We start from the raw sequence: 14,546 nt of genomic DNA, 5'->3' as shown, positions 1-14,546 counted from the left end.
GCCATTCTGCTGGCTTACTAATTACGTCATTAATTTGGACGTCATTGTGAAAAACGAAATATTATTGAGTTTTGTAGTAATCTAACTAAATATCTTTTGTATCAAGTTCTTTCAATTTTCCACGGTACTCAATTTTAAAGCGACTAGAGCTAAATACATTAATTTTAGCCGACATATTGTTGTAAATTAAAAGATTGATATTATAAGTTTCTGTTGACGCATTCTTATCTTTAATTTTAAAGCTAATTTTATAATCTCCAGCTTTTGTTTTTGTCATGGAATAATTTTCAGGGACATCATTAAATTCAATTCCTCCTCCATTTGATCGAGAGTACGCAGCTCCCATTTGTCGTTCACCATAATACGGTAAACTAGCACGAACAGAATCTTTTTTAAATTCAAAATATTGATTATGTCCTGTGATGTCAATCATACTTGCCGTGCTATTATTTGGAAACATACCTGCATTTTGCGCACTAATCATAGAACTCGTCACCGTTGGGTATGCCCATTCAGAATCAATCTTAAATGTTTTGGTAGTAACAAGTTTTTCAACTATTCGTTTTTGCTCTTCTGAAACAACTTTTTTGGCTGAAGAACATCCAATTAAGCAACTAATGCAGAAAAAAAATAAAAAAATGGTTCTCATGACTTCCTAATTTTATTAAAAATACTAAAAAATGAAATATGCACTCGAAAACTAAGTGTTAAAATCGCTAATTTATTTTTGGACGTTATCTTTATTTCTTTAGATAGATCGGGTGATACCTTCGAAGCTTATAAAGGTATCATTTAAGAAAGATAAACTGTTAAACCAACAAGAAATGATACAACTGTTATTGTAAGCTTATCTTCTTCAATCGGCTTTATATTTTTTTGACTTTTTGAAGTTTATACAAATTACTTAATTGTACTACTTTGCATTTTTGAATTCATAAAATATCTCTGATTTTTTTTGAATTGTCGCATTTAGTAGTATTCTGAAGTTAATTAGAAAAATATCAGTTTCTAACTATTTTTCTTATCTGAAATTAAATTTCAATTTTTCTTGTAGAAAACATTACAATAATTATTTTACAAATAAATAAGGATTTAACTATGTTTAATTGGTAGGTTTTACAAATAACTAAACTTTAATTAGATTAATCCGAAAATCTAATCTATCGTAATTTTTTTTTTAACCATATTTAAAAAGTAAACAATCTAAATTACTAAAAAAATTAACCCGTTAAAAATTGACTTTTTTGATTTTAGCTAGACATTTTTTTTTATTATTATTTTTTACACCACGTTATAGTCGATAAAAAAATTCTAGGCTAAAAAATATGGATAACTATACATAAACACACTTCCAAATATGATAATTGTATTTGTACTAAATGAAAAAAAACAATACTAAACATTACCTCATTAAGAACTTATTCTTCTTCAATATCTTTTGTCAATTTTAAATTTGAAACGAAATACGTGATAAACTTCTATAAACACTGAGTAAATGATAATTTTGTCAGAGTAAATTATCAGAAAATAAAAAAGAGAACGTTACAAAACGCTCTCCTTATTAAATTAATTAACTTTAATTTCAAACAATATTTTATTTTGTTAAGACATAAAACTCCCAAGGTTTTAATTCTATACTTTCTTTGCTTTTTAAAGAAACTTTATTTCCTGAATTGTAATCTGTAAAATTTCCATCAATTTGTATGGTTACAGATTGTTTTTCTTTAGATAAATTTCCAATAAATACAATAGCATCATCTGCCTTTGATCTAGTGAATGCTAATACATTTTCATTGTTTACCTCAAGAGTCTTGTATGCCGCACTTTCTTTACCTCCGTTAAGTGCAGAATTTCCTTGTTTTAATGAAGCAAGTTTTTTCAATAAACTCCACTCCTTACCTTTTGTTTTTGGAATTGAATCCTTCTCAAAGAACTTTAATCTATGGTTTAAACCATATTCTTGACCAGAATAAATTAATGGCATTCCTGGAACTAAGTAACTTAATGTTGTAAATAAACCAGCACTTTCACCCATTCTCTCTTCAATAGTCCCATTCCATGAGTTTTCATCATGATTTGTCACGAAAGTCATTAAGATATCATCTGTAGCATATCTCTTTGCATCTTTTTCATAGTTTGTATGCCAAGCAGCAACCTTTTCTTCTCCTTTTGCAATATGATTCATCGTATGGTGACGATCCCAACCATATGCCATATCAAATAAGTTACCTTCGAGTAATTCAGGTTCCCAAGCTTCTGCTAACATGAAAATATCTTTCAATTTTCTCAGTTCAGGTACAGCCTCATGCCAAAATGATGTTGGTACCGATCCAGCTACATCACAACGGAAACCATCAATATTTTCTTTAGTGATCCAATATGACATATCGCTGATCATTTCTTTTCGTAATTCAGGATTATCATAATTTAAATCAGCAACGTCTGTCCAATCCGTTCCGTCAGGATGAATAACTTCTCCATTTTCATTTTTTGTATAAAAATCAGAATTCGTTATTAACCAAGTATGATCCCAACCTGTATGATTTGGCACCCAATCTAAGATTACATAAATCCCGTTATCATGAGCTGTTTTCACTAATTTCCTGAAATCTTCAATTGTTCCAAACTCCGGATTGATTTTTTTGAAGTCAGAAACGGCATAATAACTTCCCAAATACTTAGCTCTTTCTTCTTCTGGAAATTCAGAAGCGAACTTACTGTCTTTTCCTCCAGTAGCTTTACGCTTTGTTTCAGAAATTGGAAATACAGGCATTAACCATATAATCTTTACTCCTAATTCCTTTAACTGAGGAATGTCTTTCGTAAACGCATCAAAAGTTCCTTCTTTTGAATATTGACGAATATTAGCTTCGTAAATAACTGCTGTTTCTAGCACCTCATTTGTAATAGGCTTTATTATGTTTTTATCTTCAGTTTTTGTCTCTACTTGTGCTGTTGTTTCCTTAGTTTCTTGTTTACAAGAAATCATGGCAGCGACAACTGCCATTGCAAGAAGTTTTTTCATTTGAATTGTAGTTATTGTTTTAATAAACTTATTGCGAAACCACCACCTTCGGCAAGTTTTATCGTAAGTTTAGAATCTTTTGTTATTGTTTGTTTTTCTATATCAATTGCAGTTGGATTATCATTCCAATGAGCATCATTTCCATCTTTATAAATTACTGCATCATAAGTTACTCCTTCATCTAGAAATTTGAAATCTATTGTGATTTCCCTTGAGTTTTCATCTGTAATACTTCCTACGAACCAGTTTTCTGTATTTCGTTCTTTACGAGCAATAGTGACAAAATCACCGACTTCACCATTTAAAACTGTAGTCTTTTCCCAATCAACACCAACATCTTTAATAAATTGAAGTGGTTCAGGATTTGCTTCATAATGCTCAACCAAGTCTGCCGCCATTTGCACCGGACTATAAATAACCACATACAAAGCCAACTGTTGAGCAAGTGTTGTATTTACCTGATTTGTTGTTCTGTATTTATCAAACTTGATGTTAAAAATACCAGGAGTAAAATCGATTGGTCCAGCTAACATTCTTGTAAAAGCCACTATTGGAAGATGTTCAGGAGGATTTCCACCATCTGGTGACCAAGCATTAAATTCTTGTCCACGTAAACCTTCTCTAGAAATTATATTAGGATAGGTTCTTCTTAACCCCGTTGCTTTTATAGGTTCATGAGCATTTACGGCCACTTGATATTTTGCCGCTTTAATCGCTGCTTCATTGTACTGATTTACCATGTACTGTCCGTGATGATATTCTCCTTTTGGAATAATTTTTCCAACATATCCTGATTTCACAGCATGCATTCCATACTTTTTCATTAACGAATATGCCGTATCCTGCTGTTTTTCGTAGGTTTGAGTTGCTGCAGAAGTTTCATGATGCATAATGATTTCTACACCTTTTTCTTTGGCGTATTTTGTTACTTCATCTAAATCATAATCTGGATATGGAGTTACAAAATCAAATACTCCTTCCCTATCTTCAAAACCAATCCATTCTTCCCAACCCGTATTCCAACCTTCCACAAGAACCCCCTTAATATTATTCTTAGCGGAAAAATCGATAAAACGTTTTACATTTTCTGTAGTTGCGCCATGTTTTCCGTGTGCTTTTCCTGTATCAGTCCATTTCCCATTGACTTTCTCCATACCATAATCCCACGAAGATTTTCCTAAATGCATTTCCCACCAAACACCTGTATATTTCATTGGAGTAAACCAAGAAACATCACCTATTTTATTAGGTTCGTTTAAGTTAATTATCAGATTAGATTCGATTAATTCTGGTGCGCTTTTTGTAATCTGAATAGTTCTCCAAGGTGTTTTAAAAGGGACTGCTTGTTTCACTTTATAATCGCGATTATTAGAGCCAACCAATATACTTTTTAACGAAAGTTCATTAGTATCTACTCCTAAAGTCATTCCTGAATAATTTAACAAACTAGCTTCATGAAAACTTAAATGTATTCCATTTGAACCTACCATTGTTACTGGTGTATTTACCGCTTTATTAGGAATTGAAGTTTGAGCAAGAGCACTATTAACTGGATAATTATCAGTGTCAATTTCTGAAAGTTTCGTTGTACTATACAAATGCTCGTAGATATCCCAATCTCCTGGTATCCAAAATGTTTTGTAATCCTCTGTAAGTTTGAAATTGGTATGTTCTTCTGTGATATAAATATCTTTCAGATTATCTTGTTCTGGAAATTCATATCTAAATCCGATTCCATCGTTATAAACTCTAAAAACGATATTAAGTTTTCTTTTTAACTCAGAACTCTCTTCTAGTTCAATTTTTAGTTCGTTGAAATTATTGTCTACATTTAACTGTTCTCCCCAAGGCATCTGCCATGTTTCTTTGAAGGACCTTGTCGCTGATTTAAGGATAATAAAATTATTATTTAAAGCCTCTTGATCCTTTAAATCAAAACCAAGCGAAGATGGTTTTATAATTATTTTTCCATTAAAAGAAACTGTATACTCCGGTTGTCCAGACTTATTTAAATTAAATTCTAAATTCAATTCAGAATTCGGTGAAGTAACACTTTTGTCTGTAACTGCTTTCTGACAGGAAATAAAAACTATTAAAAAACAGATAAACAGCACTTTTAACACAATCCTCATTCTCTATTTCTTCTCTAATAAAACAATTGAATATATAGTCGATATATTCACTTTTCCATTTTTAACCTCTGTTTCCTTATTTGAATATGCATCACAAATTAGATCACCATCTTTAAATATTGTAGATACATCGATAATTTTCTCCCCTGTTGGTAATTCTAAACCAATAACAACTTGGTCAGAATAATCTCCTTTTTCAAAAGATCTAGAAAAAACATGAGGAGTTCTTGAAATCATTTTGTGCTTTCCAGCACCAACTGATGGATGATTTTTTCTAAATTGTCCTAATTTCATCCAATGAACTAAAACTTTCTGCTTTTCTTGATCATCTTTTAACTCCTGCCAATTCATATTAGAACGTAACGTAGCGTCTCCAATAGTTCCATCGACAACAAGACTTCTTGCTGATTCATCTCCATAATAAACCTGAGAAGCTCCTGGAGTTAATAATAGTATTGTTCCCGTTTTATATGGTGATTCACGCTTCGGATCAAAAGGTTGTCCATCGTCATGAGACGACAAATAATTCAATATACTATACTCCTTCAAATTAGTGTTAAGCAGACTATCATAACGATTAAAAACATCTGCTAAAGCCATTTGCTTTGCATTCCACTTAATCTCAAAATTGATTAAGCTATTAAAACTATTATCGAAATAATTTACTTTTTTATCTCCAAAATCAAATGCTTTACCCGAGCTAATTCCGTAGTTATAAACTTCTCCCACTAAATAGAAGTCGTTAGTATCTAATACTTTGTCGGCATTATTTCTCTTCCACGTTTCAAATGCATAATCACATTCTTTTCTAAATTCTTGCCAAACAGACTCTTCTGTGTGTTTAACCGTATCAACACGATAACCGTCAATTCCAAATTCTGTAATATAGTCTGTTAACCATTTCATGATATAAAAACGAGGAGCTCTTGGATGACCAGTTCTTTTAAAAAATTCATCCAATTCTGCCACTTCCTGCTCATATCTTCCCTCAGCTTTCCATTTTTCAACTAATTGAGGAGGTAATTGAACTTCTTCATTACTCTCAGTCTTAATATCTGGTAAATTCTTTACCAATGTACAGGTAACGGTATTTTCGTAGTTGTCGTATTTACATTGAGGTTCAGTTCTAACCCATTCAGAAGGCCAAACAGGATCTTTCTCTGTAACTGGACCTGTGTGATTTATTACAGCATCTAACAATATCCTGATTCCTTTGCTATGAGCAGCTTCAACAAGATTATTCAAATCTTCTTTTGTCCCATAATTCGGATCAATAGCTGTCCAATCTTTAGTCCAATATCCATGAAAACCATAGGTAACTCCTGTACCTTCATCAGTTCCACCATGTATTTGTTCCACAATTGGAGTCATCCAAATGGCATTGATTCCTAAATCAGTAAAATAACCTTGATTTATTTTTTCCGTAATTCCTTTTAAATCACCACCTTCGAAACCACGTAACTTTCCAGTTTCCTTAGTTCTGTCAAAATTTATATCGTTTGTTTTATCTCCGTTATTAAATCTATCTGTTAATAAAAAATACACATTTGCAGCCTCCCAATAAAAAGGTGTTTCTTTCTTTTCTAATACTACTTCCTCTTTTTGACCTTTACAACTTTGTAATAATAAACCTGTAACGACCAGTAATATGACTCTTCTCATACTATAATTTTATAGTTAATTTAGTTTGTTCGTTTTGTTTCCAAGTAAATGGAATTCTAAGCTCATTAGATGTTGAATTCCAGTTGAAATCAACTCTTTTTCCTTGAACTTTAACCTTCTTAGGTTGTTTTGTTATGTTATGAATTATGAATTCGATTTCTCTAGATGAGGCTTTATAATTTTCACCAGATTTTGAAGTAAACTTGAAGCTTAATTTCTTATTTGAAACCTTCGATTCAAAAAGCATTAGTTCATAATTTTCTTTCTCTATTGACTTATTAGTGTTTCCATCATCATTGAATAAATTTCGTTCACTATTTTCGATAGATTTGTGATGATAATAATGTAACTTGAAGTTGTTTAATGAATATTCATCTGTATTTTGAATTACATCAATCATAGGAATAAAACTTCCCGCTCTTACAAATGTTGGAATTGAGGTTTCTATAGTTTTTTCCTTTTGAGAGGTCTTGATAGTTATAATTTCATCTGTATAAAAATTAAACCATGTTGTATTCTTTGGAAAATAAACTTCTACTTCTTTTGCCCCAGAATTTAAAATTGGAGTGATTAAAAAATCATTTCCCCACAAATAACTTTTTGAATTCTCAAATAAATCCATACTTGAATCTTCAAAAAACAAAGGACGCATCAACGGTTTTCCTTCTGAATGGTTTTCGTAAGCTAAGTGATAATTATAAGGAAGTAATTGATAACGTAATTCAATAGATTTTTTAGCCAATTCTCTTACTCGACTTTCTCTAAAAACAGGTTCACTAGGAACTTCTTCCTGAGCATGTGGTCGGAAAATGGGTTGGAAAACTCCATATTGCAACCAACGAGTATACAACTCATCATCTAAATTTGCACCAGCAAAACCTCCTAAATCTGAATGCATATATCCTAATCCTTGTATTCCCATTTGTAAACTAATTTCAGGTTGACTTTGTAGTCCTCCCCAAGAACGATTTACATCTCCAGACCAGGGAATTAAACCAAAACGTTGAGAACCTGAGTAACCAGCACGCATTAAAATAAATGGACGTTCATTTGGGAATTCTTTAGCATACCCTTCCTGTATTAATCTTGCCCAATCGTGACCATAAATATTGTGAACTTCATTTGCTGTTCCTGTAGCATGTAATAGTTTGTGAGGATGAACTTCTGGTTCACCTAAATCTCCCCATAAACCTTTTACACCAAGATTGGCAATATCTTTATAAATATTCCAGAACCAATCTTTTCCTTTTGGATTATAAATATCTACTAATCCTGTATTTCCAAAGTAGAAATCAAATTTAAATGGCTTGCCAAGAGTATCTTTAGCCAAAACATCTTTCTCAACTGCTTCATTCCATTTTTTTGATGTTGTTAATACAAACGGTTCGGTAATTAGAACGGTTTTTACACCATCCTTTTTGAAGTCTGAAACCATTTGTTTCATATCTGGAAAAGAGTCTTTATAAACTTCTAAATTCCCCATGGTTCCCTTGATGTCTTTTCCAAACCAATATAAATCTAGAATTACCGCATCTACAGGAATTTTATAATCCTTAAACTTCTGAATAGTTGATCTTGTTTCTGTATCTGAATGATAGCCAAATCTACTTGAAAAGTTACCTAATGCCCATCTTGGAGGCAAAGGTTGTTTACCAGTCAAATTCGTGTAGTTTTTTATTAAATCTAACCATGAATCACCAACGATAATTTGATACGTTTTTCTTCCTGAGATAGTTTCATAAGTTAGAGTGTTATTATCCTTACTATCTAAATCTAAATATCCTACGGGTGCATTATCAAAATGAAGCATATACTTTTTAGAAGAAATAACAATTGGCATTGTATAATTCATCAATTTAGAATCCGATTCATATCCGTAATGTGCTCTATTAAACAACGGTAGTCGATTTCCTCTACGATTCATTCCTAAAGCTCTTGCTCCTCCACCAAATAAAACTTCATCTTTGGTAATATTGAACTCAATTTTCTCCGTTTGATCAGCAATAATATTACCACTTACCATCTCCATAGGTTCATGTTCACTTTTAAAATATCCTCTCCTCTCTGATATTAAGTTCTTTCCTCTGTAGGTGTAAGAAATTTGAAAAGGTTTAGTTAAAACATTAATGACAAGATCTTTTGTTCCGAAAGAAATTGTATTTCCTACATATTTATAGCTGATTTTTACTTTTCTAGGTTTGATGATTACAGCATGGGAATCATCAATTAATTCCTCTCCATTCGGAACAAAACTAGTTTGTAATATTTCAGAATTAAAGAATTGAAAAACGTATTTACCATCATTTGTAGTTACTGAAAAAATGCCATTTTCTTCATTATGAGATATATATTTTCTTTCAGAATTTTGACTATTTATCGTAATAGTGAAGACTAACGATATCAGAAATAAATAAATACGTTTCATGTTTTAGTTAAGCTAAATTTGAGATTATATCCCCAATAAAAAGGTTAAAGGCTGATCTAATCTTACATTCCAAGAGTTCTCAGAGTGATCGGCTCCTTCAAAAAATATGTTTTTAGAATTTATTTCGTTGTATCCTTTAGATTCCAAAATTTCATCAACTTGAGAAGCATATTTTGGATAATACGCATCCAATGTTTTATCACCATAATCAAAGTATAACTTTTGATCTTTCGATTCAGGTAAATTAATTTTCATGTATTCGAAAATTGCTTTTGGATATGGGTTATCTGCCATTGGCATTGAACCAATCCAGTGTGTTGAAATACAAGCCGCACCTCCGAAAATAGTAGGATATTCACTTATTGCATACATTGACATTAAACCTCCCATACTCGAACCCATAACAAATGTGTGTTCTTTATCAGTATACACAGAGTATTTCTCATCGATTAATGGTTTCAACTCATTTACCAAGAAACGTAAATAATCATCTCCGCTTAATTTAAACTCAACAGCCATTGGAATACTTTTCAATTCGGCTTGCTTTTGTGCGTCTATAAAATCAAAAGCTTTCTTCGGAAATAAATCTAACCAGCGAATATTGCTAATATTATGAATTGCTACCACAATAAAGTCTTTAACTTTCCCTTCCTTTTGAAGGTTTGTAGCCCATTCATCTACTTTCCACTCTTGTTTGTTCCAGGTTGTTTTTGCGTCAAACAACATTTGTCCATCATGCATATATAGAACGTTATATTTTTTATCAGCAGAATAATTATCAGGTAACCAAACATCAACTGGACGTGGTGTAATATAACTAGAAGGGAATAATTCTGCTCGATATAACGTACCTCCTGATAATTCTACATTATCAACAGGATTAAACTTTACAGTTGGCTTTTCAACCACTATTGACTCAGTATTCTTTTTAGCGTCGTCACTTTTATTTTTACAAGCGACCATAAATAAACTTAAACAAATACTGATTTTTAATAATTTCATAGATTATAATTTAGTTGTAAATAAATAACTTCCTTTATGATTTAAAGTTAGTGTATTTGACCAAGTTATTGTTTCTCCTGTAAAAACATTTTTCAAGACTTTACCGTCTAATCCTAATTCTTTGAATCTATCTAGTTTTAAATCAAAAGGCTTTTCATTTTTGTTTAAAATATGAACGATAGATTCATCATCAGTGTATCTTGATAAAATGTATGTGTTATTTTCTGGTGCAAAATGCATTGTTTTACCATTATGGATTGCCTTAGAGTACTTTCTAAAATTCATTAATTTAGAAATATACGTTTGCATTTCTTTTTTTTCTGAAGCCAAATTTTCACCTGTAAAAGCGTTCACTGAATCACCTTTCCAACCACCTGGAAAATCAGTTCTAATTAATCCGTGATCACCAGGTTTATCGAAATCATTCATCAAAATTTCGGTTCCGTAATACATTTGAAAAATTCTTGGAATAACTGCTAAATAGCTTAGTGCCATTTTTGTGTTGGTAATATCCCCATCTAACTGAGTAAATATTCTACTCATATCATGATTATCAGGAAAAACCATGATGTCTAGAGGACGTTTATAATGAAAATCATTAGCCAAAGCAACATAGATTTCTTTTAAACCAGTCCCCCATGTTTCCGTATTTTTTAAACCAGCAACAATTTTTTCTTGCATGGCAAAATCCATTGTAGAACGTAGATTAGAATCATAACAATCTGTATTTTGTTGACCATCTTGCCAATATCCAATTAATAATGGGTTTGAAGACCATTCCTCTCCTACAATATTAAAATTTGGATATTCTTTCATAATGGCGCCTGCCCAATCACTCATGAAATCTTTATCCGGATAAGGATAAGTATCTTGACGAATTCCTCCAAGTTCAAGAAACTCAATCCACCAAATACTGTTTTGAATAAGGTACTTAGCCATAAAAGGGTTTCTTTGATTTAAATCAGGCATTCCTTTTACAAACCAGCCATCTGTCATTTCTTTTTTATCAGTTGTTGATGCGTAAATATCTTGATTTATCGTTCTCCTGTGAGATGAATGTTTTACTATTTCACTACTCCAATTTTCTTTGTTTTTCTCATAATATTCTTGATAATTCACCCAATCTTTAAATGGTAAATCTTTCATCCACCAATGTTCTAATCCACAATGGTTTGCAACTTGATCCATGATGAGCTTCATTTTGGTTCTTTGAAAACCTAATGCCAATTGTTTATACTCATCTAAAGTTCCAAATCTAGGGTCAACTTGATAATAATCAGTAATCGCATATCCATGGTAAGAACCATTAGGCATATTATTAGTCAACAACGGTGAAGACCAAACTGCAGTAAAACCCAAATCCATGATATATTTAAGTCCGCGAGCAATTCCTTCAATATCACCACCATGTCGAGCATAATTATCATTTCTATTGATACCTTTTTCGTTTAAATTATTAAAAGAATCATTTTTTGGATTGGCATTCCTGAATCTATCAGGTGTTATTAAATAAATTGCATCTGAACTATTGAAACCTATAAAATCTTCCGATTTTTTAGTTCTTTTTTTCAGTTCATATGTTTGAGTCAGTTTCTCTCCATCTTTTGCTTTGAAAAGGATATTAAACTTGCCCGGAGTTGCTGAATTTTTAATTAATAAATCTAAAAACAAATAATTAGGACTATCTGCTTTATTAATTTTTTCTAAGTAAATATCTTCATTAAGAATTTCTACACTATAATTTGAAATATTTGGATGTTTTACCAAAAGTTGAAGCGAATTATTTTTAAAACCTGCCCACCAAAAAGGCGGCTCGATTTTCTCTATTTCATTCGCTTCAACTATTATTGATTTATAAGTAAAAGACTTAGTTGTCTTTTTCTCACAAGATAACATTAAAAATATGATTACTATTGCTGATGCTAAAACGATTCGTTTCATAATATTTTTAATGTTCTTTTAGTTTGTTATTTAAACCGTTACTAAGTTATTTGGAGAAATAGTAATACTTTCACCATTTACTTTAATATGTAACTCATTATCACCATCTAATTCAAAATGAGTCTTACCTTGGTTTACGATTACTTTTAAAACTTGATTTCTAAAATTCACTTTAAAAGAATAACCTTTCCATTGTTTTGGAATTTGTGGCGTAAAGCTTAAACTTCCTTCTTCAACTCTCATTCCACCAAAACCTTCAACAATACTCATCCAAGTTCCTGCCATAGAGGTGATATGAAGACCTTCTTCTACTTCTTTGTTGTAATCATCTAGATCTAAACGAGAAGTTCTTAAATAGAATGTATAGGCTTGGTCCATTCTTCCTAGTTTAGCAGCTTGAATACTGTGAACACAAGGAGAAAGTGAACTTTCATGAACTGTAAATGGTTCATAGAAATCAAAATGCTTTTCAAGTTCTTCTGTAGAGAAATGATCTTCGAAGAAGTAAAATCCTTGTAAAACATCTGCTTGTTTAATGTAAGGTGAACGAAGAATTCGATCCCAACTCCATTTTTGATTAATTGGACGCTGCGATTTATCTAAATTTTCAACAGTTACTAAATCTTTATCTAAAAAACCATCCTGTTGTAAAAAAACTCCATATTTATCAGAATATGGGAAATACATATTCTCTGCTACTCGTCTCCAACTTGATAATTCTGCCTCACAAAGAGTAACTTTTTCAACGATACGTTTAAAATCAAAAGGATATTCTTCTTTAACCTTTTCAATGTTATCTAAGGCATAATCAATACACCACTTTGCGATGTAATTAGTATACCAGTTATTATTTATATTGTTTTCATATTCGTTAGGACCAGTAACTCCAAGCATTACATATTTTTGCTTGTCTTCTGAGAAATTCACTCTTTGATGCCAAAAACGTGCAATTCCAATAAGAACTTCTAATCCTTTTTCTGGAATATAACTGTAATCATTTGTAAATCTGTAATAATTAAAAATAGCAAAGGCAATAGCTCCATTTCTATGAATTTCTTCAAAAGTAATTTCCCATTCATTATGACATTCTTCACCATTCATAGTTACCATTGGATATAATGCCGCTCCATTCGTAAAGCCTAAACTTTCAGCATTTTCAATAGCTTTATCTAATTGGTTATATCTGTATGTTAAAAGGCTTTTAGCAACTTCTTGGTTCTTTGTTGCCATATAAAATGGTAAACAATACGCTTCTGTATCCCAATAAGTACTTCCTCCATATTTCTCTCCAGTAAATCCTTTTGGTCCAATATTTAAGCGTGCATCCTTACCTAAATAAGTATGATTTAATTGCATAATATTAAATCGAATACCTTGTTGAGCTTTTACATCTCCATCAATAGTAATATCAGCCATTTCCCAAATGTTAGCCCAAGCTTGTTTTTGTTGATCTAAAAGGTTCTGATATCCTAAATCAACAGCCAACTTTAACGTGTTTTTTGCAGCTACAATTAATTTATCTGATTCATGATTTCTATCAACAACATATCCTCCAAATTTGTGAATTGTATATGTTTCATTAGCTTTAACGTGAGCTGGGTAGTAAAAAGAAACTTTAGTTTCTGAAGATTCTGTTTTTGGAAGTGAACTTTGTTCTTTGCCATTCACGAAAACCTTAGACTCCATAAAAGTACACGTATGAAAATTAGTTTTCATCGTATGTGCTTCTATAAATGCCTGTGAAGAATCTTCTAATACATTAGTAGTATTCCAGAATTGATCATCCCAGTTACTATCCTCATTATGGATCCCACTATCAAGATAAGGTTGAAAGGTAATTTCAACATCATTTGCAATTGGAGTTACATTATATTCAATAGCACCAACTTCATCTAAATCGATACTTAAAAAACGTTTTGTTTCTACTTCAACGATAATATCATTTACTAAGGTCGCTTTGAAACTTCTCGACAACCAACCCTCTTTCATATTCAATTCACGTCGGAAATCAACAATCTTTTTACATGTATGTAAGTCTAATTGAATTTCGTTAACAAATACGTTGATTCCAATCCAATTTGGAGCATTAAGTACTTTTGCAAAATATTCAGGGTATCCATTTTTCCACCATCCTACTCTTGTTTTGTCTGGATAATAAACACCTGCTATATAACTTCCTTGAAAAGTTTCACCAGAATACTTTTCTTCAAAATTTGCACGTTGCCCCATGGCTCCGTTACCTATACTAAATAAACTTTCTGAAGATTTTACTCTGCTTTCATTAAATCCTTCTTCGATAATTGACCATTCATGTGGTATTATATAATCTTGATTCATCTCTCTCTCGTTATTTTATTTT

At 31.5% G+C, this 14,546-nt stretch carries 8 protein-coding genes; all 8 read right to left on the bottom strand.

All coding sequences use genetic code 11. The annotated features are described in order from the left end of the window. Positions 1 to 85 precede the first annotated feature (85 nt). The 8 genes from BTO06_RS07025 to BTO06_RS06990 all read right to left on the bottom strand — a co-directional run bounded on the left by BTO06_RS07025 (position 86) and on the right by BTO06_RS06990 (position 14,524). On the bottom strand, positions 86 to 649 hold the full coding sequence (locus tag BTO06_RS07025) for a DUF4251 domain-containing protein (RefSeq protein WP_100924618.1): 564 nt from the start codon (positions 647 to 649) through the stop codon (positions 86 to 88). A 945-nt stretch (positions 650 to 1,594) separates the two neighbouring features. After that, on the bottom strand, positions 1,595 to 3,025 hold the full coding sequence (locus BTO06_RS07020; RefSeq protein ID WP_100924617.1) for an alpha-amylase family glycosyl hydrolase: 1,431 nt from the start codon (positions 3,023 to 3,025) through the stop codon (positions 1,595 to 1,597). A gap of 11 nt (positions 3,026 to 3,036) precedes the next feature. Next, complete coding sequence (locus BTO06_RS07015) at positions 3,037 to 5,157, bottom strand: glycoside hydrolase family 97 protein (RefSeq protein WP_100924616.1); 2,121 nt, start codon at positions 5,155 to 5,157, stop codon at positions 3,037 to 3,039. A 3-nt stretch (positions 5,158 to 5,160) separates the two neighbouring features. Continuing rightward, positions 5,161 to 6,819, bottom strand: coding sequence for an alpha-amylase family glycosyl hydrolase (locus BTO06_RS07010; RefSeq protein WP_100924615.1), 1,659 nt, complete (start codon positions 6,817 to 6,819; stop codon positions 5,161 to 5,163). A gap of 1 nt (position 6,820) precedes the next feature. Next, a complete protein-coding gene (locus BTO06_RS07005; protein WP_100924614.1) occupies positions 6,821 to 9,244 on the bottom strand; it encodes a glycoside hydrolase family 31 protein in 2,424 nt (807 codons plus the stop codon). Between the two features lie 24 nt (positions 9,245 to 9,268). Then, on the bottom strand, positions 9,269 to 10,246 hold the full coding sequence (locus tag BTO06_RS07000; protein WP_100924613.1) for an alpha/beta hydrolase: 978 nt from the start codon (positions 10,244 to 10,246) through the stop codon (positions 9,269 to 9,271). 3 nt (positions 10,247 to 10,249) lie between these two features. After that, positions 10,250 to 12,187: a glycoside hydrolase family 13 protein gene (locus BTO06_RS06995; RefSeq protein ID WP_100924612.1), complete on the bottom strand. Its 1,938-nt coding sequence runs from the start codon at positions 12,185 to 12,187 to the stop codon at positions 10,250 to 10,252. Positions 12,188 to 12,217: 30 nt separating this feature from the next. Continuing rightward, positions 12,218 to 14,524 carry a glycoside hydrolase family 65 protein gene (locus BTO06_RS06990; RefSeq protein ID WP_100924611.1) on the bottom strand — a complete coding sequence of 769 codons (2,307 nt, stop codon included), beginning with the start codon at positions 14,522 to 14,524 and terminating at the stop codon, positions 12,218 to 12,220. Positions 14,525 to 14,546: the final 22 nt, after the last annotated feature.

Origin of the sequence: Tenacibaculum sp. SZ-18 (genome assembly GCF_002813915.1) — a bacterium.
In the GTDB taxonomy this organism is placed as follows: Bacteria; Bacteroidota; Bacteroidia; order Flavobacteriales; family Flavobacteriaceae; genus Polaribacter.
This window is presented reverse-complemented; position numbering and strand designations above follow the sequence as displayed.